Source organism: Streptomyces acidiscabies (assembly GCF_020010905.1).
GTDB lineage: Bacteria > Actinomycetota > Actinomycetes > Streptomycetales > Streptomycetaceae > Streptomyces > Streptomyces acidiscabies.
Genome location: NZ_JAGJBY010000002.1, coordinates 3313122 through 3338104, shown reverse-complemented (window position 1 = coordinate 3338104; position 24983 = coordinate 3313122). Strand labels below are relative to the sequence as shown.

The window sequence follows — 24983 nt, the reverse complement described above, 5'->3', positions numbered from 1 at the left end:
GAAGTGCCCGCTGACCTGCAGACTCTCCACCTGCGGCTTGAATCGCCCGTGTCTCTAGGCATAGAGAAACGGGCAGGTCAGCGACCTGGCCGACCGGGCCGGCGGCCCGACAATAGGCCGAAGAATGGAGGGAGCAAACCCTTCTGAAGCGGGGCAAATTGACGACCTCAGGGCGAGGTCCGTGATCGACGCTCTATCGTCGATCACGGGGCGGCATGGAGGCGACGTGCGGCCAGGTCCTCGGAGACCGCACCGGAGAGCCTCGCCACCTGCGGAAACGCGAGCGCCTAGAGCAACGACCTGCGGCAGCCGAGAAGGTGAAACCGCAGGCCAGCACGCGTGCCGTGGCTCCAGGGGATCGGAATTATGTCGAACCCGGGCATGAGTGACGGTGCAGTTCGTGGACTCGGCAGTCGGATCCGCCAGGCCCATGAACGCGTGCCGTCATGCGTGGAAGTTGACTTCCGACCGTCACCCGCGACGTCTGGGGCTATCGGAGTCCGACTGCTCGAAGTGCTCGCTCGTCTGCCTCGTACGGATAGAAGTGGCCGTGGTCGAGGCTCGTCTGGAGCAGTTCTCCCTGTTCCTTGTCAGCGTGGAACAGCGACAGTGTGGCGCAGCCCTCACACTTTTCACAGGTGAGGAACGGGCTCAGGGGGTGGAGCCGTTGGTCGCGGTCAGCCAGGTACAGGTTGGTGGCAATTCGACCTGGTCCCGCATGGCTCAAGGTCTCGGTCGGAACGACCGGGTGGTCTCCCATCAGCCGCCGAAAGGTAATGGTGTCCGAGTGTTCGTGGCGATCCCAAGCCACGTTGGTCACATCGAGCAGCTGCAGATCGGCGAGGAATCGCGTTCGGTCAAGGAGGAAGCGCAGGGCGTCGTGGGCGTCATTCAGCCTGGCGGCCGAGACCGCAGGGAGGTCTTCACGCCCATGGGCTCTGCTGTTGCGCTTGGTTCCGAGGCTTTGACAGGCAGTCTCAGCCTCATCGTCCGCAAAGAGGACCGCGAACTCGTGAAGGGGATGCTCGGGCGGAAGGCCCGACATGCCTTCCGCCGCTGCGATCTGCTGCAGGATGCGCTGCCAGTCCCCGAAGCCAGGGCCACCCTGACCGGTTGCAATCTTTCCCTTGAACGTTCTGATGGCCTTGCAGGTGATACCGGCCTCGTGCGCCAGAGCAGTCGTGAGAAGCGCACTGTATCCGAGCAGGGTCTCTGCGGCCTTGAGTACGGCCTCGTATTCCTTCGCCTGGACATCGTCCGGGCCGGCAGCACTCTTCTGAGCCTCGACGTTCCGCCAGCGCAGAGCGATCGGATAGGGGTATCGCGTGCGGATGATGAAGTCCGGATCGTCAAGTTGGGCAGCAGCGACAGACCGGAGCCGGGTGAGCTGGCCAGCAGTAATAATAAGCTGCCTGGCCCTCACCGGGGTTGTGTTCCTGTCGAAGACCGACTCTGCGAGCGCACCGGCTTCGGCAGCCATGTCGCCCAGCCTCTGCCCGGCGGCAGCAAGATCGGCCAGAGCCGCAGACAGCGCCTGGTCCTCGTTCGGCAGCTCCAGCGTCTTGAGCAAGGAGATCCTGAGCCTCCGTAGCCCCGCAGTTCCGACGCCGAGAGCGCCGACGGTATCGGAGCGCAAGAACGCGAGGATCAAACGGACATGCTCCGCCGACAAGAGTTTGGACGGGCGGAGAACTAAAACACCGTGAGCAGCGACGGCCGGCAGGTGGGCCTCCTGTACCAGCGCAGCCCTCGGCCGATGGTGAACCACCTCGGACAGCAAGATGTCACCGGCGCGCAGATGAAACCGCTCCGGCACATCAGTGCGCCAGCTATCGTCCTCCGGATCCGCCTTGGCGATCACGCCATCTCGCCCAATGTCTCTCATCAAGATGAGGCGAACAGCGCCCGAGTCGCCGGGCCCGCAGGCACCGTCTGCGCCCCGGCTGAAAATGGGCAATCCACGGGAGACGGTACTGAATACCGATTCGAACGGCAGGCGGTCCGACGACGATTCTTCGTGTTGCTCAGCGCTGGACAAGGCCCCCCCAAGGTCGTGGTGCCGAGATCCTACGATGCTGGATGAATGTGCCGTCAGTCGTAATCAACCTGATGCTTCACTGGCGAATGACCACAACGAGCCCTGACGCACTGAGGGTTCCCGATCGCGCGTTGCCGCCAGCCCCGAAGCGAACAAGGTCTCGTCGGCACGCACTTCGCGGTGAGCCCCGTGCCAGCAGGAACATCAGCCGCATCGGGATGTCCGTCTCCTTGTCCCGCTACGTCTCACATTACAGACATCCATTCCAGTACCTCACCAATCACCCTCAAGCGACCGTTCCCTCGTCGTCGAGTACGCCCTCGTCCTCGAACTGGTTCGAGACGACCGAGTACGCATCCGTGCCCCGCCGCTGTCAACTGCTCCATGCCCAACGGCACCTACCCGCATAAACCTTCCCGATTCTCTAGGTAGTTTCGTTTGGATCAGTCGGTCGTTGGTCCGGGTGTGCCGTTGACTGATGCGCAGTGGGCGCGGATCGAGCCGTTGCTCCCGGACCGGACGCCGAAGCGAGGTGGCCGGTGGCGGGACCATCGTGAGGTGATCGACGCGATCGCCTTCAAGTTCCAGACCGGAACCCAGTGGGTTCACCTGCCGGAGAAGTACGGCAACTGGCGAGGGGTCTACAACCGGCTGCGGATGTGGGCCGTCGACGGCACATGGGAGCGGGTCTTCACCGCACTGGTGGCCCAGGCCGACGCGGACGAGGACCTCAACTGGGCCGTCTCGGTCGACTCCACGATCGTGCGAGCCCACCAGCACGCAGCCGGGGCCCGCAAAAAGGGGCCCCGGCCGGCGAACCCGACGACCACGCCATCGGCCGGTCCCGCGGCGGACTGACCACGAAGATCCACCTCGCTGCCGATGCCCGCTGCCGGCCTCTGGCGTTCGTCCTCACCCCAGGCCAGGCCGGTGACGCACCCGCCTTCACCGACGTCATGGCGCGCCTGCGCGTTCCCCGCCGGCGAGGACGGCCCCGCACCAGGCCGGACCTGGTCCTGGCCGACAAGGCGTACTCCTCCCGCGCGATCCGCGAGCACCTGCGCAAGCGCGGCATCCGCGCAGTGATCCCGGTCCCCGCCGACCAGCGCGCACACCGGCTACGTCGGGGCAGCCGGGGCGGCAGGCCACCGGCCTTCGACCGCGAGACCTACAAGCAGCGCAACACCGTCGAGCGGTGCATCAACCGCCTCAAGCAATGGCGCGGCATCGCCACCCGCTACGAAAAGACCGCCACCATCTACCTGGCCGGACTCCACATCGCAGGCATCTTCCTCTGGTCCGCCCGGTGATCCAAACGAAACGGCCTAGTCCCGCCCATGGGTCATGCGTGTACAGCGGGTGGGGCCCTGCCCTGCCGCATCGGACGCTCACTTGCGACAAAGCCTCCGGAATCGATGATTCCGGAGGCTTTGCAGAATGCGACGGGTGAGGTCAGCTCGTGGAGGAATCATTGGCGGGGAAGTTGTCCGTGCGGCGGTGACGGGCTGCGAGGAGAGCGCATCCGCCGATGGCGATCAGGGCCCCTGCGCCGCTGACCAGCCACGCGGTGGCATCGGCGCCGGTGTGGGCGAGGGAGCCCGTGGGCGCCGTCGGCGTGGTGTCGTCTGCCAGGGCGGTGCCGGCGGCGGAGGGGGAGGCGGCATCCGGCGTGCCGGTTCCGTTCTGCGGCGCGGGGCCCGCTGCGCCGGCGCTGCTGGGTGTGGTGTCCGCGGAACCGGTCGCAGCGGGGACCGGCGTAGGCGTCGGATCGTTCGTGGGTCCGGCGGCGGTCTTCGTGTGCATGAGGGTCACGGTCGCTGTGCTGCCCGGGACTGCGGCGACCGTCATGGTCTGCTTGTCGAGGCCGTAGCCTGCGGGGGCTCGGGTCTCGTCGATCCGCAACTCGGTCTTGCGGCTCGTCATGGGCAGTTGCCCGGAGGCCGTGCCGTCGGCTCCGGTGGTCAGGGTGAGGCGGGCCGAGGAACCGGTGGCGATGTTCACGGTCGCGCCGGACAGGTACTTCCCGGTTTCGCTGTCCTTGGCCCGCACGAGGACCATGGCGGCCTTGAACGCGTCCGTCACCGTCAACCGGGTGGTCGCCCCCGGGGTGGCGATGACGTCCTGGTCGGCGGCGGCCTCGTGGAGGGGGCTGCCGGTCGATGTTTCTTTGAGGCGGTAGACGCCCGTCGTAAGGCCGGAGAACACCGCCTCCCCGTGCGCGTCGGTCTGCGCTTGTCCGGCCTCCTGGCCGGCGGAGCCGAGGAGCAGGAAAGTGGCGCCGGGGAGTGCGTCGCCTGCCGTGTCCGTGGTGGTGAGCTCGACGTTGCCCGTCTCCGGGGCCGGTGTCTCCTCGGCCGCGGACGCTGAGGGGGCCGGGCCGGGAGTCTGGGCGCTCGCGGCCGGCGCCCAGGCGAGGGAGGCGGTCACCACGGCGGCGACAGCGGCGAAGCGGACGAAGCGTGCGTACAGGAGGACTCCTTGGTCAAGGGGGGCGGGAGGGTCATCTGGTGCGGCCCGGACGCGCGCCGGGAGGCGCCGGAGCCGCACCCGGTGTGTTGCCGTGCGACTGCCCTGGTGTGGGAGTGGCGATGTAGAGGGCACGGCGGGTGGGGACGGGGATGTCCTGGACGGTGCGCTGCAGAGGCTCGGTGGAGATCAGCGATGCGGTAAAGGCCGCGACGAGGGTGGTGGGGGTGCCGAACGAGAAGTGCGCCTGCCAGAGCGGTTCGCTCGGGTCTCCGCCCCAGACTCGCCACGCCGGGCCGGAGGTGTCCTTGGTGGCGTAGCGGTGGAGGATGCCGGCGAGCCCGTCGGGCGGGCGGAAGGTCTGTGTGCCGTTGGTCTTGACGTTGTGGGTCCAGCCGCGGGCGAACAGCGGTGCGTACGCCTCCTGGGGTGCCGTGGAGTCGCAGAACAGCCGGTCCTGGTCGCTGCTGCGGTCGTCGCGGTAGATGTCGAGCAGTTCGGCGTGGACATCGTGGAGCAGTTCGACGGGGGTGGTGGCGTCGAACGTGATCTGCCAGGTGGTCTGCCCGAACGGGACCTGGTTCGCGCCAATGGTCCATGTCCCTTTCGCCCTCACTTCGGGATCAGGGGTGAAGCAGGTCCACAGGCGAAGGCAGGGGCTGATGGCGGAGGCCGTGCCGTCGTCAGGCAGGTGCATGAGCCAGTCCTCGTCGAAAGGCAACGGCCAGGCCGTGTAGAGGTCCCCCGCACCGGGGCCGGACAGGTAGCGCGGGAGTACCTTGACGGGCTGGGTGGGATCGAGGTTCTGGAAGGGGTCAGGCGACACGAAGAGGGCTCCGGAGGGAAGAACGGCGAGCGGAAGTGCCGGCGTTGTTCAGTGGGTACGGGTGCTGCTGCGGGCGGGCGACACGGCGGGAGCCGTGTACGCGGTCCTCGCTGCGGTGCCCGGCGCGGCCGTGGTCCAGGCGCCGGGGAACCACATGCTGGTGCAGCGCCCGATCGCGGTGCGCAGCGCACTGGTTCGGGCACTTCTCCAGAGACTCCGGTGGGGGCGGGTGCGGAAGTCCAGGATCTTGGCGTACCCGGACTGGCCGGGCCGGCGTTCGAGTGCGGCGTCGCGGTGGTCGAAGGTGCCGCGGCCGGCGAAGCTGAGCGTGGCCGTGTCGAGCACGCCTCTCTCCGTGTGGGCGACGACGAGGCACAGTCCGTCGTACTCGTCGGTGCGGATGGTCGGTGAGAGGCTGATGCGCAGCCGCAGCGGGGAGCCGGGGACAGGGGTCGCGCAGTAGGTGTCACCGGCGACGGCTCCGTCGGCGAAGGGGAGGTTCAGGCGCTCGAAGAGTTCGCTGGCGTGGAGGGCCATGGGGTTTGTGTCCGGGCGTGTGACGGGTGACGGGGTGTCAACGCCGGGGGCCGGGGAGAGCGGGGCGGCTGGTGGTGCTCCAGCGCGGGACGCTCGAGGTGGTCAGTGCGGGCGTGCGGCGCGGTCGCTGGACGTCGAGCGGTGTCGGGACCGGCGGGCGGGGCGGCAGGACGGGGGTGAGGCGGGCGTTCTTCGCGTAGCTGAAGGTGGCGTCCTGCCACCGGAGCAGCGGGGCGGGGTCGCTGACCCATGCGGTGATGGCGGTGAGGACGGTCACGGGGGTGTCGGTGGTGGCGGTGGCGTACCAGAGAGGGCGGTCGGCGTCGGTGCCGGTCCACAGGTGCCAGCGCGCGGTGCGGCTTGTCAGCTCGACGTCCGGCCTGAGCGGGCCGGCGTTGTACTCCAGCCGGGCGAGACCGTCGGGGGAGCGGATGGCGAAGATGCCCGGTTCGGGCCGGTCGAAGAGCCAGCCGCTGCGGATGAGCGGGGAGACCGTCTGGAAGGGGTCCCGGTCCGGGATGACGGCGACGGGCCGGGCGAGGTAGGTGTCCGGTCCGGCGCGGTAGGCGGTGGCGAGCACCGTGGTGACGGCGGTGACGAGTTCCGTCGGACAGTCGGCGTTGCAGCAGATGCCCCAGGCCGGAGGGCCGTACGGGTCGTCGTAGGCGTTGATCCGCCACAGGCCGTCGTCCTCGCCCTCGGGCAGATAGCCGAGGCGGATCGTGCCGTCGGGGGCGGCGAGGTGAACGTTGCCGAGGTCGTCGTGGCGCGGTTCCCAGCCGAGGCCGAGGAGCGGGGCGAGGGCGGGGTCGCCGGTGGCGGTGGTGCGGGCGAGGTGGCGGGGGAAGACGTAGACGTCGCCGTCGTCAGGATCGGTCACAGGTGGTCCAGGAGGGAGGTGGTGAGCGGATCGGTGAGGGGTCAGCTGACGGGAGTGCCCGTGCTCCTGGGCACGATGCGCTGCTCCAGGTCCTCGGGATTGCCGGTGTAGTGGAGGGTGCGCATGCCCAGTCCGGCGGCGGCCCGGATGTTGTCGGTCCGATCGTCGACGAACAGCGCGCGGGCACGGTCGCGGACTGCGGAGGCGGCCAGGGCGTGCTCGTAGGCCCGCGGGTCGGGCTTGGACACGTGGAGGCGTGCCGAGTAGAGGGCGTGGGTGATCAGGGTGCGGCGCCAGTGGGTGGCGTCCAGGACGTCGCAGAGGGGGGCGGGGGCGTTGGACAGGAGTGTGATGGGCAGTCCCGCGGCGTGGGCCCGGGCGAGGGCGGACAGGATGCGGGGGTCGGTGCGGGTCCACATCGCGGTGTCGGTGTCGACGAGGTCGCGCAGTAGGCGGGGGCCGGGGTGGGCTCCGAGGACAGCTGTCCAGAACGCGAGGTCGCTGCACTCCCCCGCGTCGTACGCCGGCCGCTGGCTCCAGAACGCTTCCTGGAACGAGGCGAGGTGGGCGTCGGGGTATCCGGCGAGAGCGGCGAGGCGCCGCCATCGGGCCGCGTCGGGCTGGAGGCCGATGACGCCGTTGTAGTCGATGATCAGGGCGTCGATGCCGGTCTGCGCGGTGGGTGGGGTCGGGGTGGTCACGGGGCGGGGTGCTCCAGGGCGTGGTGGGAGAGGGCGGCGACGAGGACCGCGAGCAGGGCGGGCAGCATGAGGGCGGCCGGGAGGGTGGTGGCGGTGGCGAGGGCGCCGATGAGGGCGGGTCCGGCGAGGAGTCCGGCGTAGCCGGTGACCGAGACGGCGGCGACCGCGCGGGGTCCGCCGTGGCCGGCTGCGGTGATCAGGCTCGGCACGGTGACGGACAGGCCCAGGCCCAGGGCCGCCCAGCCGGTCAGAGCCGCCGGGACGGTGCCGGCGGCCAGCCCGGCGGTGAGGCCGCCGGCGGCGAGGAGGGCTCCGGCGCGTACGACGGTGGGGGCGCCGACGCGTGCGGTGAGGGTGTCTCCGGTGAGCCGGCCGGCGGCCATGGCCGCGGCGTAGAGGGCGTAGGCGGCGGAGCTGACCGCGGTGGTGGCGTGCAGGCCGTGGAGGTGGACGGAGGCCCAGTCGGCCGCAGTGCCTTCCGCCAGGAGGCACCCGGCGGCAAGCCCGCCCAGCAGCCACACCCTCCCCCTCGGCCACGCCTGCGCAAGGCCCTGCCGCGACGGCGCGGTTTCTGCGGTGGAGGGCGGCTTCACCGCTCCGAGCACGTGTGCCGCCGGGGCCATGGCGGCTGCCGCGCAGGCGACGGCGGTCGCGGTGGCGGCGAACAGCCAGGTGTGGGAGGTGTCCGAGGTGTGGCCGGCGAGGGCGGCGTATCCGGCCCCGGTGAGCGCTCCGAGGCTGTAGGCGGCGTGCAGGGACGACATGACGGGACGGCCCAGAGCGGCTTGGACGTCGACTGCGGCCGTGTTCGCCGCGACATCCATGATCCCGTGGAGGACACCGAACACCAGGCCGACCGCGAGGAGTTGGGCGGGGGTGCGGCACAGGCCGAGGACGGCGAGCGCGGCGGCGAGGCCGAGGGCGCAGCCGGTGAGCAGGAGCGGCCGGCGGGCGGGGGTGACCAGGCGGGCGCCGGCCCGCAGGCCGGTGACCATGCCGGCCGCGGCGGCGAGGAGGACGAGCGCGAGTCCGGCGGTGTCCAGTCCGGCGGCGTGCTGGACGTCCGGGATCCGCGCGCCCCACACGGCCATGACCGTCCCCAGCAGCGCGAAGTACCCGGCCAGCAGCCGCCGCCCGTCTACCCCGGCAGTGCGGGCGGCGCTCAACCGGCGGCCTTCTGGTGAGGGGTGACGGCGACGGTGAGGCTCCGGTACGCCTCCTGGAGGCGTACCTCGGCGACGGCGGTGCTGGGCCCGGTGGTGATCAGAAATCCGACCCGGGCGCTGTCCACGTCTCCCTGCGGGGGCAGGGTCACCTCGTCGCCGGGGTCGCGCAGGAAGCACGCCCGCAGCCAGGGTCGGCGGGTGATGTGGTCGGGCAGGTGGCGGGCGGTGAGGGTGCCGGAGCAGGCGGGGTAGATCATGCGGATCGCCGCCGCCCGGCTGCGGGTGGGGGTGAGGTCGGGGGCGTGTCCGCAGGCGATGTCGGCCGCCGCGCGCGGGAGATCGACGCCGGTGGCGAGGTGGACGAGGTGGCCGATCATGTCCCCGCCGATGCGGGCATTGACCTCGATCAGCCGGGGCCGGCCGTCGACGAGGCGCATTTCGACGTGGCTCACGCCATCGGTGATGCCGAGGGCCTTGACCGCGGCAGCGGCGGCCGGGGCGACCTGCTCCAGGAGCGGGTCGGCGGCGTCGACGGTGTGGGCGACCTCCTCGAAGTAGGGCGGCTCGCCCAGGGTCTTGCGGGTCACGGCCACCACGGTCGTGGTGCCCCGGAAGGTCACGCACTCGACGCTGACCTCGGGCCCGTCGAGGTATTCCTCGACCAGGACGCTGGTGTCCTCCCGGCTGCGGCCGGCGCCCTCGGCCGCGAACGCGTACGCGGCGGGGATCTCTTCGGGGCCGTCGATGCGGCGCACACCGATGCTGCCGGCGAACGCGGCGGGTTTGATGACGGCGGGGTAGCCGAGCGTCATCGTCGCCAGGCCGGCCTCCAGCAGGGTCCGTACCGTCATGGAGGCGGCCGACGGCACCCCGTGGCGGGCGAACTGGGTGCGGGCGACAGCTTTGTTGCGGCAGCCGCGCATCACCTCGACGGACGGCGAGGCCAGGCCGAGCGCGCGGGCGAGGCGGGCGGTGGGCACGAGGTTCCACTCGTCCCAGGTGAGCACCCCGGCCAGGTCGTGGCGTTCGGCCAGGGCCCGGCCGGCGGCGAGCAGGGCTACGGGATCGGCCGGGTCGGCGACGGCGTGGTCGACGATGAACGGCGTCTCCCACGTCGGCTCGGCGGCGGACAGCAGGACGACGTCGTACGCGGCGGCGACCTGCTCAAGGCAGTAACCGCGGTAGGTCTCGTCACCCGGGGAGACGACGAGCACGACAGGACGGTCAGGCAAAGGGGAGGTTCTCCGTATCGGTTCGGTTCGGTGGACGGCAGGACGGCTGGACGGGAGGGGAAGGGAGGGGGTGGGTCAGGCGGCCCGGCGGCGGCGCAGCTCGAACACGGCGGCCCAGCGGGGGTGTTCGCCGATCAGCAGGCGGGCGTAGAGGGCGGTGAAGTTGTTGTCCAGGCCGGCGATGCCGTCGGGGAGGTCGCGGCGCAGGTCCTCGAAGAGGTGCTTGAGGCTGACCCGGGTGGCGCCGGCGGCCAGGCGCCGGGCCGTCATGCGTTCCAGGGACCGGTAGACGTGCGGGTGGCGGGCGTGGAAGGAGTGGAACTGTTCGCTGATCGTGCGACCGCTCGCGCGGTACGTCCCGGTGGCTGCGGTGGTGGGCATCGGGTTCTCCACAGGCAGGGTCAGGTGCGCAGGGCGGGATCGGTGCGCAGGCGGGCGAAGGCAACGCCCAGGCCGAGGGCCTGGAGTGCGGCGCAGGCGGTGATGACGTGGCCCAGCCGGTCGGGCGGCGTGAGGGCGGTGAGGGCGCCTGCGGCGGGGAAGGGCAGCAGCAGGATGAGGATGGTCGCCGACAGGGTGGTGCCGGCCTTCTCCGGGGGGATCAGGCGCGAGCGCAGGGTGCGCAGGACCACCGTCAGACCGCCTTCGGCGGCCATGAGGACCGCGACCAGGACGAGGTAGGACGGGTAGCCGGGGGCCCGGGCGGCGGCGAGAGTGGCGAGTGAGGCGATGGCGGCGCAGACGGCGCCGACCGGCCACAGGCCCAGGCGGTCGAGCGCGAACCGGCAGACGGTGACCGCGACCAGGGTCGCCGCCGCGGCGGCGGACCAGACCAGGCCGACGGCTGTCGTGGACTGCCCGTACTGCTGGACGACGATCACCGGACCGGCCGCCTGAAAGAGTCCGCTGGCCAGGTTGGACAGGGCCAGCCCGCCCACCAGCCAGCCGAGCGCGGGCAGCGAGCGGATCGTCCGCAGCCCGGTGGACAGTCCGCTGCCGGGCCGTGTCTTCGGCGCGCGGGCCGGGACGACGGGCGAGGGCGGTGTGCGCAGCGCGAGCACTGCGGCGAGCAGCGAGAACCCGCAGCTCGCCGCGAGCATCACCGGCGCCCCGGCCATCAGCAGGGCACCGGCCAGCGCCGGTCCGGCCAGTCCTGCGCTCTGGTCGATGCCCAGCAGCACGGCCTGGACACGGTGGGCGCCTCGTCCCGCGCGGCGGCCGGCCGCCGCGCCCGCCGTCTCGGCCCCGACGTAGCTGCACTCGGTGAGCACGCCGGTCGTCGCCGCGAGGACCATCACGGTCACGCCCGCCGCAGGGCCGGAGGGGTGCAGGTGGAGCAGGACGGCGCCCGCGGCGAGCATGAGAGCACGCCCGAGGGAGGCGAGATGCATGACGACGGCGGCCCCCCGGCGGTCGACGAGCGCGCCGGCCCACCCGAACGCCGCCAGGCGCGGGATCCACTCCAGGGCGAACGCGGCGCCGGTCAGTTCGGCGGAGCGCGTGGTGGCCAGGACCAGCAGCGGGATGCCGTAGGTGGACATCGCGAACGCCAGCGCGTCCGCCGTGCGCGGCAGGTAGATGCCGCGCACCGGCCCGGCGGTGGGGCGCGCGTGCCGGGGCATGACCGCTGTGCTCACGCGGCCTGCCCCAGTACTAGCAGCGGGGCGGCCTGTGGATGGCGGGCCAGCCACCCCAGCAGCAGGACGCGGACTCCGGCGAGCACCTCGCCCTGCGCGGCACCGTCCGCGTCCTGGTGCCCTGCGGTCGCGGGCCCCTGGCCGTTGATATCACCGTCGTCCCGGGTCGCGGGCGCAGGCGCCAGGAGGCCGAGGACGTGGCGGATACGGTCGGTGAACTCGCAGACCGGGCCCGGGAGATGGTGGCGGCGGGCGGTGCGCGCGGCCTCGTCGTACAGGTCGGCCAGCTCGGAGCCCGCTCCGGTGAGGTGGAGGCCGGATCCGGGCACGACGCGGACGAGGCCGAGGGCGCGGGCGGTGCCGGCGGCGCGGCGCAGCTGGTGCGCGGGGACGTCGGGCAGGGTGGCCGGCAGCCGCCTCGGCGGGATCGCCCCGTTGTCGTCGATCTCGGTGACCAGGCGGATCAGGGCGCGCGAGGACAGCTGCCCGACCGCGGTGTGTATGGCGTCGGGGGTGAGGAGGGGGATCATCGGCGCGGGCCTCCCGCCGTCGTGGGCATGGCCGGGCGGGTGGCAGGGGCGGTGGCCGGGGGGTGGGAGAAGAGGTCGCGGTGGTGCCACGCCGGTGTGGCGGGCTCGCCGGTCCGGGGCTGCGGGGGCGCCGTCCGGGGAGGGCGGGGACTGCTGCTGGCCCACGGCTTCTGGGCGGGCGCCGCCTGCTGGGTGCCCCAGACCGGGTGCCGGGCGGCCTGGTCGAGGGGCTGTCCCGCCGACCATGCGGACAGGGCGCCCAGCACCGGGCCCAGGCCGTCGCCCGCCGCGGTCAGCCGGTAGGGCTGTCCGTTGCCGCCGGTGGCAGCCAGACCGTCGGAAACAAGCTGGCGCAGCGGAGGGTAGATGTTCGTCCAGTCGTTGCCGGGCATCACGAGCCGGGCCAGGGCCCGCCCGCTGCTGGCCCCCCGTATCTTCAGCGCCCACAGGATGGCGGCGGCGTGCCGGCGGGTGAGCAGGGTGAGACTGTCCTCGATCTGCTCGATCGCGGCCGGCGGGCGGTCCGCGGTCTCCAGATGCTCGTCGGCCCAGGCCGCGATCACCGGCAGGACCGGCAGCAGAGCCGCGCCCCGCCCGGTGTGGCCGTAGGTCACGTGCCGGGCGCTGTGTTCGGTGCGCTCGGCGAGGCCGGCATCGCACAGGGACGTGAGCTTGGGGTGAAGCTGGCCGCTCTGCAGCCAGGGCAGCTTGTCCGCGAGCTCCGAGTAGCGCTGCGGGGGGCCGGAGAGCGCCAGCATGATCCGCGCGGTCCAGCGCGGGGTGATCATGGCGAGGGCCTCGGTGACCCGGGCGATGTCGGCGTCGGTGTCGGGATGCAGCACGGTGGCCAAGGGGGAACTCCTGGAGGGGATGGAGGGGGATCGCCTGCGGTCATCGGCCGGGTGCCGGGGCCGTGGCCGCGAGAGGCAGCGCCGCGACGGGCGGCGGGCACGGTGCCGGGACGGGCGGGTCCGGGACACGGGCCAGGCTCTGCAGGACGGCCGCGGCCGACGCGGACTGGGCGTCGCGGACCGCGACCGCCTCGGCGAGCCGGCGGGCGCCGTCGAGCAGGTGGGAGACCTCGTGAGCGTCGATCCGCCGCTCGTCAAGGACGAGCCGGGCGAGGCGGTCGCGGTGCACGGCGATGCCGTGCTCGGCGAGAGCGAGGGAGTCGTGCATGCCGAGCAGGGCGGACAGCATGCCGGGCGGCTGGTCCTGGACACGGGCGCGCAGGTCGGCGAGCGGCGCGCCGTACAGGTCCTCGATCCGTCCGGCTATCTCGGTGGACGTGACGTGGGACACGAGGGAGCTTTCACGGCCGGCCCGGCCGCACCGACCCGGCGGGCCTCGGCGGCGGGGCGGCGGCCGGGGGCAGGGCCATGGTGGCCCTGGGCTGCGCCATGCGAACGGGCCGGGGACGCGGGCCGGGCGCAGGCATGGTGCGCAGCAGCTCACCGAGAGCGGTGCGGTAACCGTTACGGGCGTCCAGCGCCGCCTCCAGCCACTGCGCGTCGAGAGCGAGCTGGTCCGCCGACAGCTCGCCCATGTCGCGGCCGGGGTCCGTGTTCACGTGCACGCGGTCGCGGACCCGGGCGACCTGCTCCTCGGCCAGCACGAGGAAGGATCTCAACTCCAGCGCCCGCACGAGCGCGGGAGACGCATCGTCCGCGGCCACCGCCCCGTACAGGTCCGCGACCGGGTTGCCGAAGACGCGCACGAGGTCGCTGTCCATGGTGCTGCTCTTGTCCCGGTTCACCGGACGAGCCCTCCCGCCCGGTCCGCCCGATGGGCTGCGGGGGGACCCGCGGGGCGGCGAGGGGGGCTGGTCTGCACGGCAGGACCTGATGGCGGGCGCAGTGCGGCCCGGAGGCGGGCGGCGAGGTCCTTGCCGCCCGCCTCCGGGTCGAGGAGCCACCGCACGACCAAGGCCCGGCCGTCGCGTACGGTGACGGCCTCGGTCACCCGGCGGGCGAGATCGGTGACCGGGCCGCCGCTCTCACCGGGCTGTGTCTCCAGCGCGGCGAGGAGGTCGTCCTCCGCGCGGTCGAGCACGGCCTGGGCCTCGGTGAGAAGGCCGTGCCACCTCACGGCGCCGGCGACGTCGGGACGGGCCGACGGCGCCGCGGCGACCGCGGCCCGCAGCTGGTCCATCCTCATCCCGTACCGCGATTCGATCCGGTCCGTGAGCACGCCCACGACATCCTCGGCGTCATCGGATACACCGTCGGACAAAGAAGGGACTCCTGTTCAGGGAAGGCCGGGCGGACGTGCGGGGCGGCCGTCGCCTGCGGACGGCCCGCCCCGCGCGTGGACTGGACTCGGGTGTCAGTCGAGGCACATGCGGATGTCGCGGTACACGTACGTGCCGGACACCCAGCCCCTGACGCCGGTCGTGCGGTCGGTGATGTACACCCAGCCGCCGGACGTCCGGGACACGGTGAAACGGTGGGTGTTGTAGAGGACACCGAGCGCGGTCGACCTGGTGGTGGGCTTGGAGCGGATGGTGACCGCCTTGGTGTGTACCCAGTACGGCAGCGGCGGCAGGTCCTCGCAGCCGGTCGTGATGGACGGGAGCGCTGCGGGGGCGGCGCCGGCGGGGGCTGCCGCCAGGACCGGCAGGGCGAGCGTGCCGAGCATCGCCGCGGACAGGGCGATTCGGATGGGGCGCATGCGGAAGAAACCTCCGTGCAGAAGGAAAAAGGGGGGGAAGAAAGGCCGCGGGAGATGTCCCGGCGGCAGTACAAGAGTCCGCACGAATGCCGGTTTGGCCAACCGGCGTTCGTCGGCTATGTTGCGCGCCTCGCCGGGCTGAGGGCTCAGCGGGAGCGGCCCGGCGGACGCGGGACAGAGGGCTTCGCGGGAGCGGCCGGACGAGGCGCGCAGGGTGTGCGTCCACGCGAGGGTGTCGACCTCCTCGACCACGACCCGGAACGGGCCGAGGGCGTTCTCGTCCAGGGCGCGCAGGGCGACGACGGTGACCATGTCGTCCGGATCACCGCTGGTGCAGGAGTAGCCCAGGGCGTAGTGATCGCCGTCGCCGGCCAGGCGTGCCTCCAGCGCGCGGGTCTCCGCGTCGGCCGGTGGCGGCCCCAGTGCGGGGTCGAGGGCGATGGCGTCGGGCGGGCAGCCGCGGTGGATCAGCCAGGACTGCGCCATCGCGGGCAGCGGCAGCCGGCACTTCTCGAAGTCGAACGTCCTTGTGCTCTGGTCCCGTTCCAGGTGCACGGCCAGGTACGGCGCCAGACCCGGATGCCCGTACTCGGCGGTGCGGTCGAACAGGACGTAGTAACTGTGCACACCGTCGGGGGAGTTGTGCTCGGCGAGAGGAACGAGCATGTCCTCGTGGACGCCGACCTGCCGGTAGAAGCCGAGGTGCTCGTCCTCGTCGGCGTCGAGAGCGTCGACACGGAAATCGACGCGGGGCAGAGGCTTGCGAGGCTCTGGTTGAGCGGGAGACAGAAGGGCCTTTCGGTGGTCAGCGCCGCCGCATCGGAGCAGCCGGCGGGGTGGCGGGCCCGGCCGGCGACGTCGGCGTCCGGCGGGCGGCCAGCAGAGCGGCACGTCCGGCGTCGGTGAGGGCGACCTCCTGGCCGTCGTGCTCGGGGTGGCTGGTGTCCCGGACGGCCAGGCCGGCGTCCTCCAGCCGCCGCAGCGTGGTGTGGGGGATACGGGTACCGGATGCGGCGACAGCCGACTTCTGGCCGGTCAGCAGGTGTTCGCGGAACGTGGCACCGCCGGCGATGGCGAGCAGCGCCGCATGGTCGTCCACCGAGAGGACGTTCCCGCCGGGCGCGTGGGCCGCTGCGGCGGCCTCGACCGGCTCCAGGGCGGCGAGCACCTCCCCCGCCGCGGCGTCCCGCGCCGCGACGGCCTCCGCCAGCTGCTCCACCGTCCGGGTGATCCGGGTGAGCAGGGCGCCGTCGACCTCGAACTCGCCGCTCGCCAGGCGCTGCAGGAGGACACGGTAGAACGTGACACCGGTCTGTGCCTCGGCCAGCTCGCGGTGCCGGTCCACCAGGCGGGCGTGCGGCTCGTCGAGGACACCGCGGTCGCGGTAGGTCCACAGGGTGTCGGTGTCGTGTCCGGTGACGGCCTCGATGTGCTGGTCGAGCGGGGACAGCGCGCGCTGGGCAGGTACCGGACCGGGTTCAGGTGACATGGGGCGGTACTCCGTGTGCTCGGCGAGTGGAACGGTGGGCGGGGCGGGGCGGCCCCGGCGGGGCGGCCGACGGCGGCACGGGCCGGGGCACGGGCGGGAGGGCCGTCAGCTGCGGGGAGCGGGAGCGTGCCGCGTGGGTGCGGGCGCTGCGCGGCCGGCGGGCCAGGCCCAGGCGGCGGCCGACCTCGTCGTAGACGTCGTTGCCCGCCCGCGGCCGGACCGCGACGACGTGGATCTCCCGGCGGTGCGCGGACTCCGCCGGCGACGCACGCAAGGCGTAGACGACCCTCCACTCCTTGCGCGCGTCGACGAACAGCTTGCGGTACCCCTCCAGGTCACCGTCGAGGCGCAGCCCGAAGCGCTGCGCGTTCACGAGTTCCTGCAGATAGGCGAGGGTGAGATCGCGGATGTCGCCGGGCGCCTGGAGAAGATCGGTCAGAGCACGCGGGTCGAAGCTCAGTCCGAAGGCAGGCCGTCCCCCACCCCCACGCTGTTCTCCTCCCCGGCTCATGACGCCGGCCCGTCCGCCCCGGCGGACGCCGTCTGCGTACGCGCGGACGGCGGCGGGCCGGGCAGCAGACGGTGCGCGGGCCGGTCGGGAGAGGTCATGCAGGCCGACAGCGGCCCGCCCGGCGCGCGGATCACCGCGACGGCGTGGGCGAGGAAATCACGGTGCCACACGAACATGCCGGCGAGCCCCGCGTCGGGCTCCTTGTGCTGCTGGTAGGCCAGCCACAGCGCGTGCAGCCACGCCACGACGTCCTCGTGCTCCTGCCACTGCAGGCACCACGGCGCCGCAGTGGTGACCTCCGCCCCGTACACCGGGAGGAGGTAATCATCGACCCAGTCCGACAGGGCGTCGAGTTCGTCCTCGCGGGCCTCCCCGTCGAGTTCCAGGATCGGGCGGGCCTCCGGCACAGCGGCGGCAGGCGGCCCGCCCAGCCGCGGCAGCCCGAACGCGAACGGCGATCCCTCCGCTTCCGGGGAGGAGGCGAGATGGTCGAGCTGCTGTGCCTGCTGAGACGCCTGCTCCATGAGCCTGCGGACATCCGCCTCGATCCCCTCCAAGTGCGGATCGGGAATGCGGACCGGCTCCAGTTCCCCGCTCTCAGACGGATTTTCGGACATACGAATCTCACCCTCCTACGGGGCCACGGAATGCGAGGAAAACGAATACGGTGACCGGCGGACCGGCCGGCCTGTGGGGCCGTTGCGGTTCCGTCCCGCCGAACTGCCGCCCGGGGTTCCGGTCACCGTGCCGGGATATCCGACTCAGACGGCGAGCACCACGTCGTCCTGCGTGAGGGTCTCGCGGAGCGTCGCGGTGAGCCGGTCGGCCGCGATCGCCGCATAGTGGCCGGTTTTTTCCACGCCGATGAAATCGCGGCCCTCAAGAAGGGCCGCCACTCCCGTGGAGCCGGAACCGGCGCAGAAATCCAGGACCGTACCGCCGTCGGGGCAGATCTTGACGAGCTCGCGCATCACCTCGACCGGCTTCTGCGTGATGTGCTGGCGCTTCGCCCCCGACGGCTGCGACGCCGAGTAAAGGCCCGGCAGATAGACGGGGTTACGGGCGGCGTCGATCGGCCCCTTGCTGGCCCAGACGACGAACTCGCAGTTCTGCGTGAACCGCCCCCTCTGCGGGCGGGCCTGCGGTTTGTGCCAGACCAGCACTCCGCGCCACAGCCACCCGGCCGCCTGGATGGCGTCCGTGGTGACCGGCAGCTGGCGCCAGTCGGTGAACAGGAGCGCGGTACCGCCCGTCTTCGTGAGACGGTGCGTTTCGGTCATGATCTGGGTGAGAAAGAACCCGTACGACCGCTGGTCCATGTTCTCGCCGGTGAAATCGGCAAGGTCGTTCTTGGAATCGGCCGAGGTGTACTTCTGCTTCGCGGAGCGTGACGTGCGCTCCTTCGCGGTCCGGCCGCCGGAATTGTAGGGCGGGTCGGTGATGACGGAGTCGACGCAGCCGTCCGGGAGGCCGGTCAGCACACTGAGGGCGTCGCCCTGGTGCAGGGAAAAAGGCAAAGAGGAACCTCTGATTCGGTGGAACACGGGGCCCCGTGTCGCAGGGGAGTCCTCGCGGGAAAAGCGGGCATGCAGAAGCCCGGGGCCGCAGACGAGGAGGGCGAGAGGGGGAGTCCGAAAACTGTAGGAGCGAATCCGTCGACGGCCAAAAACGTGCTTCCGGGGTAGCGGATTCCGGCACCTCGCGCCGGTTTTTTGGTCAGCCGCCGATCCGCGCCTACTGTTTTGGAACCGCCCGGCGCGCACCGCCCGGCCGGTCACGCCCCTTTTCCTCACCGGGGTACTTCCTGCCCCGGCCCGCCGGGCTCACGGCCGGACCGGGCGCCGCACCCTTGCGTCACGCTCCCACCTCTGCCGCACCCCGCCCCCGAAGGACACATCCATGACGTCCCGTCACCCGCCCCTGCCCGAAACCGCCGGCACGCGAGCACGCCGCGGGTGAAGTGGCTCGCCGCCGGCATCGGCGTCGTCGTCCTCTCCCCGGTCATGATCACCGGCACCGGCGTGATGCTGCTCTCCGCCGCCGACGCCGTGCACACCGGCAGCGCCCTCAGTACCTGCCTGACCGGCAACGACACCGCCGCAGTCGCCGAGCAGATCACCCGGGTCCTCGACGGCGCGTCCGGCAAGGACGTCCGCGTCGAGGGTCTGGACCTGCCCGCCGAGCAGATCCCCAACGCGGCGACGATCGTCACCGCCGGCCTCTCGCTGAAGGTCCCCGCGAAGGGACAGATCGTCGCGCTCGCCACGGCGATGCAGGAGAGCCGGCTGCGCAACCTGGACTACGGCGACCGCGACTCACTGGGTCTGTTCCAGCAGCGCCCCTCCCAGGGCTGGGGCACCGCCCAGCAGATCCGCGACCCGCTCTACGCGAGCGAGCAGTTCTACAGACACCTGCTCCGGGTGGACGGCTGGCAGCAGATGACCGTCACCCAGGCCGCCCAGGCCGTGCAGCGCTCCGGCCTGCCGGACGCGTACGCCCAGTGGGAACCCCTGGCCACCGCACTGCAGGCCGCCGTCGCCCGGTCCGTCCCCGGCGCCGCGGCCACGGACCACGGCCGGCAGCCCGCAGCCGACGCGAGCAACTGCGCAGGCCAGGAGGACGGTTCCGGCTTCGGCCGGATCCCCGAGGGCAGCGTCCCCAAGGGCTACACGATCCCCTCCGACACCGCCCCGGCGGCACGCACCGCCATCGTGTGGGCGATGCAGCAGCTCGGCACGCTCTACCAGTGGGGCGGCTCCTGCACGGCCCCGCACGGCCCCGACCCCATGGGCCGCTGCGACTGCTCCAGCCTCACGCAGCAGGCGTACGCGCACGCCGGCATCACCCTCACCCGCACCACATACACCCAGGTCAACGAGGGCAGAGCCGTCCCGCCCGCCCAGCTCCGGCCCGGTGACCTGATCTTCAGCCGCGGCAGTGCCGCCCGGCCCGAACACGTCGGCATGTACATCGGCTCGGGTCTCGCGATCGAGGCGCCGCGCACATCGAAACCGGTCAGGATCACCCCTCTCCAGGACTGGGAGATCCTCGCCGCCCGCCGGGTGGTGTGACCCCGGCCCCTGGCCGGCACCGCCCCGCCCAAACCTGCCGCGCCTCCTGCGCGCGCCGGGCGGGCCCCGCCCTTTCCGTCTCACCGCCGGCCCTCCTCACCGGCCCGCGTCCACAAGGAGCCCCGCCACCCTCATGACCGTCCCTCTCGCCGACCGTGTCGTCCAGCTCGCCTACGATCCGGGAATCTCTCCCAAGGACGGCGGCCTGCCCGGCCTGAGCGTGCTGAAGACCGTCGTCAGCTCGATCACCATGTTCGGGATCATCGCCGTCGTCGGTGCCCTCGCCGTCTCGCTCGCCGTCTGGGCCTGGGGCCACCACACCGGTGGCCACCAGGCCGAGGCCAACGGGAAGAAGGGCGCCACCGTCGCCGCCGGCGCGGCGCTCGGCCTCGGTGCGGCCAACGGCATCGTCGCGTTCTTCTCCAGCCTGGGCTCGCAGGTCCACTGATGCCCAAACGCCCACCGTCCCTCTCGTCCTTCTCGCTGTCCGCGTACGGCGTCGGCCGGCCGGCGCGGCGGCGTATCGCGGTCGTCGCCTGTGCCGTCGCCGTCCTGCTCGCCGTCGCCGCCGCCGTCGCCCTGCTGACCGGCGGCGAAAATGACCGCCGCCCATCGGATACCGCTGCACCTGCCGCACCCGCCCCGCCCGCCTCCGGAACAAACCCGCCGCCGTCCGCGGGCTCGGGGACAGTGCCGAAGCCCGCGCGGATCTCGGATCCGGTCGCCTACGCCCGGGCCGCCGCGCAGATGCTGTGGTCCTACGACACCCGCGGCACCAGCCGCGACCAGCAGCTCACCGGCATGCGCGCCTGGATGACCCCCGAGACCCGGTACGCGGACTGGCCGTCGGTCTCCGGCCAGGTCCCCGACCCGGTGCTGTGGTCGCGGATGGCCGACCAGGACCAGCACGCCGCCGCCCACATCACCGAGGGCCACTACCCCTCCGCGTTCAAGCAGGCGCTGGCGGACGACCCGTCCGCGATCACCGAGGCGTACATCTACGTCGTCACCGTCACCGGCACGCAGCACATCACCTGGGCCAAGGGCGGCGGCGGGGCCGAGGACCGGGCCGTGACCCTCGCCGTCCAGTGCCGTCCCGGCCACGACTGCACCCTGGCCGCCATCGCCCCGTCCGTCACCCAGTGACCCGCGCCCCGGACACGACAAGAGAAGGAGGAGTGACGCCCCGTGGGTTTTTGTGACTACCCCCTGGCCGACAAGCTGTGCGCCGTCGGCGGGGCGGTCGACTTCGCCTCGGACCCCGGCAAGGCCATCGGGGACTGGATGGCGAAGTCGGCCGGTGAACTGGCCGCCGCCGCAGCCGATCTGGCCGCCGAGGCGGTCGACACCACCACCCGGGTGGACCTCAACGCGACCTGGTTCCGCGACAACTACGAACTCCTGCTGCCGATCGGCCTGATCCTGTTGGTCGCGACGTTCAGCGCGCAGCTGGTGCGGGCCGCCGTCCGGCGCGACGGACAAGCGCTGGCGCAGGCGTTCACCGGCACCGTCTCAGGTGTGCTGTTCGCGTTCAGCGCCGTCGCCCTGACCACGGTCGCCGTCGAAGTCACCGACGCCCTCTCCGACGGCCTGTTCCGCGCCGCCCACCTGGACGTCGCGACGGCCGTACGGCGCCTCGTGAAGGTCAGCCAGATCGCGTCGCTGTCCAGCCTGGGCTGGCTCGTCCCGGTCGTCGCCGGACTCGGCGCCGCCGTCGGCGCCTTCCTCTACTGGTGCGTCATGATGGTCCGCAAGGTCGGCATCCTCGTCATGGTCACCCTCGCGGTCTTCGCGTCCGCCGGCGGCGGCTGGGAGGCCGCCCGGCGCTGGAGGCGAGGCTGGATCGAGGCCACCGCCACCCTCGTCGCCTCGAAGCTGTTGATGACCGTGATCTTCATCCTCGGTATCGCCGCCATGGGCCGGACCGAGGCCAAGGACGGCACCGCAGCCCTCGCCGACGTCATGTCCGGCATCGTCATCATGATCCTGGTCCTGCTGTGCCCGTACGCGGTGTTCAAGTTCGCGCACTGGGCCGCCGAGGGCACCGACGGCGAGACCATCCACCGCGCCGGCGGCTCCGGAGCGCAGGTCGCCCGGGCCTACTCCGAGAAGGCCGCCCGCAAGGCCGTCTCCGCGGCCACCGCCGGCACCGCAGGCGCCGCCGCAGCAGCCGCGCCGCAGGGGCCCGACGCCGCCGGCGGATTCCCCGGCGACATCGCCGCCACCCCTGTCGGCGGAGGCACGGAGGGTCCTGGCAGCGGCGCACCGGGCGGCGCATCCGGTGGCGACATCGCCTCCGGTCTGCGCAAGACTGTCCAGCCCGCGCCGACGAGCGTGTCCGCCGACACCAGCGGCCAGACGGGCGGCAGCCCGCCACCGGGCGGCTCCGGCACGGGTACGGCACCCGGGCAGAGCGGCATGTGGCGGTCCACGACGCCGGCCACCAGCCCGCCGCCGCAGGGCGCGCCCCCGTCCTCCGGCTCGCACCACGCCACACCCGGTGCGAGCGGACCGCCGCCCGCAGCCGGCATCTGAACCCTCCGCCCGGCACCCCGGGGGCGGGAGCCCACACCTCCCGTCCCCGGGTCCCCCCCTCTCCCGCTTCCAGGACCCGCACCCGCTGTGACAGATCTCCCCGCCGCCCCGGTCGCGGTGAAGTTCCCGCACCGATCCCGCCGCGGCATCCTCCTCGGCCTCTCCCTGCCCCAGCTCGTCCTCGTCTCGTGCACGCTGACGCTGCTGCTGATGACGGTCGTCTCCACCGGACTGGTCGGCGCCGTCGCCCTGGCCCCGCTGTGGGCCGCGTCCGGTGCGCTCGTCGCGATCCGCCGCCACGGACGCTCCCTGATCGACTGGACGCCCGTCGTCACCCGCCACGCCCTGCGCCGCCGCACCGGCCAGTCCCTCTGGCTCGCCCGGCCCGTCACCCGCCCCCACCAGGACGGCATCCTCCACCTGCCCGGCACCGCCGCCTCCCTGCGCGTGGTCACCCCCGGCGACTCCGCGAACCGGGCCTCAGCCGTCCACGACCCCCACCGCCAGACCCTCACCGCCGTCGCCCGCGTCACCTCCCAGGCTTTCGCCCTCCTCGACCCCGCCACCCAGAACCACCACGTCGCCGCCTGGGGGCGCGCCCTGGCGGGCATCGCCCGCACCGGGCACATCGCCACCGTCCAGGTCCTGGAACGCACCGTCCCCGACAGCGGCGACACCCTCGCCCGGCACTGGATGCGCACCGGGCAGCCGCAGACCCCCGTCGCCGGACAGATCTACTCCGATCTGGTCGCCTCCGCCGGTCCCGCCTCCGCCCCGCACGAGACCTATCTCGCCGTCGCCCTCGACCTCAAGGCCGCCCGGCGCCTCATCTCCCAGGCCGGCGGCGGGCTCCCCGGAGCATTCACCGTCATGGAGCAGGCCACCTCGGCGATCGCCCAGGCCGCCCGCACCGCCGGCCTCCAGGTCACCGGATGGCTGACCGCACGGGAGATCGCCGCCGTCATCCGCACCGCCTACGACCCCCGCGCACTGTCCGCGCTCCAGCAGTGGTCCCCGGCCGGCCGCGCCGAGGCCGACCCCGCCGCGGCCGGGCCCGTCGTCCAGGTCGAGGAGTACGACCGCCTCGGCACCGACAGCGCCCGTCACGCCACCTACTGGATCGAGGACTGGCCCCGCACCGAGGTGCACCTCGGGTTCCTGCACGGACTGATGTTCACCGCCGGTGTCCGCCGCGCCCTCACCCTCCTCTACACGCCCCGCACCCTCGACTCCGCGCTGCGCGACGTCCAGCGCACCAAAGCCACGATCCTCGCCGACGCCGCCGAACGCACCCGCCGCGGGCAGGTCGACTCCGAAGCCGACGCCGTCGAGTACGCCGACGTCAAACAGCGCGAACAGCAGCTGATCGCCGGACACGCCGACGTGAGCCTGACCGGACTGCTCACCGTCACCGCCGACACCGACGCCGCGCTCGACGCCGCCTGCGCCCAGATCGAGACCGCCGCCGTCACCGCGCAGGTCGACCTGCGGCGGCTGCTGCACCAGCAGCCCGAGGCGTTCACCGCCGCCGCCCTCCCCCTCGCCCGCCTCCTGTGACCGGCAGCACAACCCCCGCCCCCCGCACCGCCGGCACATCCGGCCCGACACAGGACACAGGTCTGCCGCCCATGACGAACACCGACCACGATCTGCGCCACGACCTGCACCGGCTGCTCACATCCTGCCAGGACCTCGCCGACCGCCACGCCGCCGCTCTGGCCCCCTACCTCGACACGGACGGCTCCGTCCGCCAGGACTCCTACCGCGACTGGGAGGACGAACGGATCACCGCCGCCATCGAGGCCAGCGACCACCTCGGCACGGTCATCACCCACCTCACCCGGCTCCTGACCCCCACCACACTCCAGACCTACACCATGACCTTCGCCGGTCTCGAACGCCGCGACGGACACAAACCCACCAGCTTCCTCGTGGACGCCGCCGGCTACGACGACGCCCGCCGCACCGTCCAGCAGCTCCCCGGCTTCCGGGAATGGCACGACGCCCACGACGGGACCGGCATCGAGTTCGTCCCCTCCGAGAGCCACCCCGGCGTGCGTTTCCCCGGCCACGTCGTCGACCTGCGGCCCGAGCAGACCCCGCCGTCCCCGCAGCGGACGCCGCAACCGCCCGCGCCGCCCCAGCCCGCCGCTCCCGGCCGCCACTCCCGCTGACTGACGCTCCGTCACCATCCCCTCCGCGGCCCAAGGACCCTCCCTGAACGACCACACCCCCGACGCGCACCCCTACCTCCGCGCCGCCACGGTCGGCCTGCGCCACCACACCCGCGCCCACTCCACCTCCACGCCTGCCGCCGACCGGCCGCACCTGGACACCCTGCACGCCCATCTGACGGCCGCAACCCGCCTCGTCGACCAGCTCGCCGACGCCACCCGGCCCACCAGCCCGGCCGCCGGCCGACACCTGGCCGACGCCCGCCTGCGCCTGTGGCAGGCGAGCGCCGCCGTCCACGACGCGTTCCACACCACGCCCGCCGACACCAGCTCGGCCGCCTCGCAGGAGTGCCGCCCCGAGCAACTCCCCGACGGCCCGCTGGTACTGACCATCTGCCAGCGGCACCTGGCCGTCTCCCACACGATCCGCCGTACGACGACGCCCGCCCGGCTCGCCGCGCCGCCTCCTGCCCACTCCACCAGCTGCACCGTCTGACACCCCTGCCGAAACGAGCCCACC

The 24983-nt window shown here is 72.5% G+C and carries 28 protein-coding genes; 8 read left to right on the top strand and 20 right to left on the bottom strand.

Annotated elements, in window-relative coordinates; all coding sequences use genetic code 11:
- Nucleotides 1-490: 490 nt before the first annotated feature.
- A complete protein-coding gene (locus J8M50_RS41345) occupies nucleotides 491-1861 on the bottom strand; it encodes a hypothetical protein (RefSeq protein ID WP_010352582.1) in 1371 nt (456 codons plus the stop codon).
- 642 nt (nucleotides 1862-2503) lie between these two features.
- On the opposite strand from J8M50_RS41345, the gene J8M50_RS41340 reads away from it, so the two are divergent.
- Nucleotides 2504-3348 (top strand): IS5 family transposase gene (locus J8M50_RS41340; protein ID WP_370516674.1). Its coding sequence is split into 2 segments (ribosomal slippage): nucleotides 2504-2843 and nucleotides 2843-3348, totalling 846 coding nucleotides; the frame shifts between segments, so codons are not numbered across the junction.
- A gap of 142 nt (nucleotides 3349-3490) precedes the next feature.
- On the opposite strand, the gene J8M50_RS41335 is transcribed toward J8M50_RS41340, so the two are convergent.
- The 19 genes from J8M50_RS41335 to J8M50_RS41240 all read right to left on the bottom strand — a co-directional run bounded on the left by J8M50_RS41335 (nucleotide 3491) and on the right by J8M50_RS41240 (nucleotide 18200).
- The gene (locus J8M50_RS41335) at nucleotides 3491-4507 is read right to left on the bottom strand and encodes a SpaA isopeptide-forming pilin-related protein (RefSeq protein ID WP_029183692.1); all 1017 of its coding nucleotides are present in this window, start codon (nucleotides 4505-4507) and stop codon (nucleotides 3491-3493) included.
- Between the two features lie 31 nt (nucleotides 4508-4538).
- A complete protein-coding gene (locus tag J8M50_RS41330) occupies nucleotides 4539-5330 on the bottom strand; it encodes an SPDY domain-containing protein (RefSeq protein ID WP_010352580.1) in 792 nt (263 codons plus the stop codon).
- 48 nt (nucleotides 5331-5378) lie between these two features.
- Nucleotides 5379-5867, bottom strand: coding sequence for a hypothetical protein (locus J8M50_RS41325; RefSeq protein ID WP_010352579.1), 489 nt, complete (start codon nucleotides 5865-5867; stop codon nucleotides 5379-5381).
- A gap of 37 nt (nucleotides 5868-5904) precedes the next feature.
- Nucleotides 5905-6747 carry an SPDY domain-containing protein gene (locus J8M50_RS41320; RefSeq protein WP_010352578.1) on the bottom strand — a complete coding sequence of 281 codons (843 nt, stop codon included), beginning with the start codon at nucleotides 6745-6747 and terminating at the stop codon, nucleotides 5905-5907.
- Nucleotides 6748-6788: 41 nt separating this feature from the next.
- A complete protein-coding gene (locus J8M50_RS41315; protein WP_010352577.1) occupies nucleotides 6789-7448 on the bottom strand; it encodes an HAD family hydrolase in 660 nt (219 codons plus the stop codon).
- Entirely contained in the window at nucleotides 7445-8614 is a 1170-nt protein-coding gene (locus J8M50_RS41310) for an MFS transporter (protein ID WP_010352576.1), read from the bottom strand. Before J8M50_RS41310 ends, J8M50_RS41315 begins: the two co-directional genes overlap by 4 nt.
- Nucleotides 8611-9828 (bottom strand): ATP-grasp domain-containing protein, encoded by a 1218-nt coding sequence (locus J8M50_RS41305; RefSeq protein WP_010352575.1) that lies wholly within the window; start codon nucleotides 9826-9828, stop codon nucleotides 8611-8613. Before J8M50_RS41305 ends, J8M50_RS41310 begins: the two co-directional genes overlap by 4 nt.
- 93 nt (nucleotides 9829-9921) lie before the next feature.
- Nucleotides 9922-10227 carry a hypothetical protein gene (locus tag J8M50_RS41300; RefSeq protein ID WP_010352574.1) on the bottom strand — a complete coding sequence of 102 codons (306 nt, stop codon included), beginning with the start codon at nucleotides 10225-10227 and terminating at the stop codon, nucleotides 9922-9924.
- Nucleotides 10228-10247: 20 nt separating this feature from the next.
- Complete coding sequence (locus tag J8M50_RS41295; RefSeq protein ID WP_029183690.1) at nucleotides 10248-11483, bottom strand: MFS transporter; 1236 nt, start codon at nucleotides 11481-11483, stop codon at nucleotides 10248-10250.
- Nucleotides 11480-12013, bottom strand: a complete 534-nt coding sequence (locus J8M50_RS41290) for a hypothetical protein (protein WP_010352572.1) — start codon at nucleotides 12011-12013, stop codon at nucleotides 11480-11482. The genes J8M50_RS41295 and J8M50_RS41290 overlap by 4 nt, the downstream gene beginning before the upstream one ends.
- Nucleotides 12010-12864 carry a winged helix-turn-helix transcriptional regulator gene (locus J8M50_RS41285; RefSeq protein ID WP_010352571.1) on the bottom strand — a complete coding sequence of 285 codons (855 nt, stop codon included), beginning with the start codon at nucleotides 12862-12864 and terminating at the stop codon, nucleotides 12010-12012. Before J8M50_RS41285 ends, J8M50_RS41290 begins: the two co-directional genes overlap by 4 nt.
- Nucleotides 12865-12904: 40 nt before the next feature.
- Nucleotides 12905-13315 (bottom strand): hypothetical protein, encoded by a 411-nt coding sequence (locus J8M50_RS41280; protein ID WP_010352570.1) that lies wholly within the window; start codon nucleotides 13313-13315, stop codon nucleotides 12905-12907.
- Between the two features lie 10 nt (nucleotides 13316-13325).
- Nucleotides 13326-13769: a hypothetical protein gene (locus tag J8M50_RS41275; RefSeq protein ID WP_010352569.1), complete on the bottom strand. Its 444-nt coding sequence runs from the start codon at nucleotides 13767-13769 to the stop codon at nucleotides 13326-13328.
- Nucleotides 13766-14245, bottom strand: a complete 480-nt coding sequence (locus J8M50_RS41270) for a hypothetical protein (RefSeq protein ID WP_010352568.1) — start codon at nucleotides 14243-14245, stop codon at nucleotides 13766-13768. Before J8M50_RS41270 ends, J8M50_RS41275 begins: the two co-directional genes overlap by 4 nt.
- Nucleotides 14246-14338: 93 nt before the next feature.
- Nucleotides 14339-14650, bottom strand: coding sequence for an SH3 domain-containing protein (locus tag J8M50_RS41265; protein WP_078480685.1), 312 nt, complete (start codon nucleotides 14648-14650; stop codon nucleotides 14339-14341).
- An 838-nt stretch (nucleotides 14651-15488) separates the two neighbouring features.
- Nucleotides 15489-16172 carry a hypothetical protein gene (locus J8M50_RS41255; protein WP_010352566.1) on the bottom strand — a complete coding sequence of 228 codons (684 nt, stop codon included), beginning with the start codon at nucleotides 16170-16172 and terminating at the stop codon, nucleotides 15489-15491.
- Nucleotides 16162-16683 carry a hypothetical protein gene (locus J8M50_RS41250; protein WP_223786408.1) on the bottom strand — a complete coding sequence of 174 codons (522 nt, stop codon included), beginning with the start codon at nucleotides 16681-16683 and terminating at the stop codon, nucleotides 16162-16164. Before J8M50_RS41250 ends, J8M50_RS41255 begins: the two co-directional genes overlap by 11 nt.
- Complete coding sequence (locus J8M50_RS41245; protein ID WP_029184602.1) at nucleotides 16680-17207, bottom strand: DUF4913 domain-containing protein; 528 nt, start codon at nucleotides 17205-17207, stop codon at nucleotides 16680-16682. The genes J8M50_RS41250 and J8M50_RS41245 overlap by 4 nt, the downstream gene beginning before the upstream one ends.
- Before the next feature lie 237 nt (nucleotides 17208-17444).
- Nucleotides 17445-18200: a DNA-methyltransferase gene (locus tag J8M50_RS41240; protein ID WP_029184601.1), complete on the bottom strand. Its 756-nt coding sequence runs from the start codon at nucleotides 18198-18200 to the stop codon at nucleotides 17445-17447.
- A 438-nt stretch (nucleotides 18201-18638) separates the two neighbouring features.
- Between J8M50_RS41240 and J8M50_RS41235 the strand changes: the two genes are divergently transcribed.
- From J8M50_RS41235 to J8M50_RS41205, 7 genes are all read left to right on the top strand, one after another.
- Nucleotides 18639-19754 carry a C40 family peptidase gene (locus tag J8M50_RS41235; RefSeq protein WP_010359876.1) on the top strand — a complete coding sequence of 372 codons (1116 nt, stop codon included), beginning with the start codon at nucleotides 18639-18641 and terminating at the stop codon, nucleotides 19752-19754.
- A 133-nt stretch (nucleotides 19755-19887) separates the two neighbouring features.
- Complete coding sequence (locus tag J8M50_RS41230) at nucleotides 19888-20202, top strand: DUF6112 family protein (protein WP_010359875.1); 315 nt, start codon at nucleotides 19888-19890, stop codon at nucleotides 20200-20202.
- The gene (locus J8M50_RS41225; RefSeq protein WP_010359874.1) at nucleotides 20202-20900 is read left to right on the top strand and encodes a hypothetical protein; all 699 of its coding nucleotides are present in this window, start codon (nucleotides 20202-20204) and stop codon (nucleotides 20898-20900) included. The genes J8M50_RS41230 and J8M50_RS41225 overlap by 1 nt, the downstream gene beginning before the upstream one ends.
- A gap of 42 nt (nucleotides 20901-20942) precedes the next feature.
- A complete protein-coding gene (locus tag J8M50_RS41220; RefSeq protein ID WP_010359871.1) occupies nucleotides 20943-22289 on the top strand; it encodes an SCO6881 family protein in 1347 nt (448 codons plus the stop codon).
- Between the two features lie 87 nt (nucleotides 22290-22376).
- Nucleotides 22377-23846, top strand: coding sequence for an SCO6880 family protein (locus J8M50_RS41215; protein ID WP_010359870.1), 1470 nt, complete (start codon nucleotides 22377-22379; stop codon nucleotides 23844-23846).
- Nucleotides 23847-23917: 71 nt separating this feature from the next.
- Nucleotides 23918-24463, top strand: a complete 546-nt coding sequence (locus J8M50_RS49475) for a hypothetical protein (protein WP_010359869.1) — start codon at nucleotides 23918-23920, stop codon at nucleotides 24461-24463.
- A gap of 16 nt (nucleotides 24464-24479) precedes the next feature.
- A complete protein-coding gene (locus J8M50_RS41205; protein ID WP_308010578.1) occupies nucleotides 24480-24959 on the top strand; it encodes a DUF6238 family protein in 480 nt (159 codons plus the stop codon).
- Nucleotides 24960-24983 lie beyond the last annotated feature (24 nt).

Coding starts and splice junctions, on each gene's coding strand:
- J8M50_RS41325 (WP_010352579.1), bottom strand. CDS start 5,867: ATGGCCCTCCACGCCAGCGAACTCTTCGAGCGCCTGAACCTCCCCTTC.
- J8M50_RS41300 (WP_010352574.1), bottom strand. CDS start 10,227: ATGCCCACCACCGCAGCCACCGGGACGTACCGCGCGAGCGGTCGCACG.
- J8M50_RS41290 (WP_010352572.1), bottom strand. CDS start 12,013: ATGATCCCCCTCCTCACCCCCGACGCCATACACACCGCGGTCGGGCAG.
- J8M50_RS41265 (WP_078480685.1), bottom strand. CDS start 14,650: ATGCTCGGCACGCTCGCCCTGCCGGTCCTGGCGGCAGCCCCCGCCGGC.
- J8M50_RS41255 (WP_010352566.1), bottom strand. CDS start 16,172: ATGTCACCTGAACCCGGTCCGGTACCTGCCCAGCGCGCGCTGTCCCCG.
- J8M50_RS41250 (WP_223786408.1), bottom strand. CDS start 16,683: ATGAGCCGGGGAGGAGAACAGCGTGGGGGTGGGGGACGGCCTGCCTTC.
- J8M50_RS41245 (WP_029184602.1), bottom strand. CDS start 17,207: ATGGAGCAGGCGTCTCAGCAGGCACAGCAGCTCGACCATCTCGCCTCC.
- J8M50_RS41230 (WP_010359875.1), top strand. CDS start 19,888: ATGACCGTCCCTCTCGCCGACCGTGTCGTCCAGCTCGCCTACGATCCG.
- J8M50_RS41225 (WP_010359874.1), top strand. CDS start 20,202: ATGCCCAAACGCCCACCGTCCCTCTCGTCCTTCTCGCTGTCCGCGTAC.
- J8M50_RS49475 (WP_010359869.1), top strand. CDS start 23,918: ATGACGAACACCGACCACGATCTGCGCCACGACCTGCACCGGCTGCTC.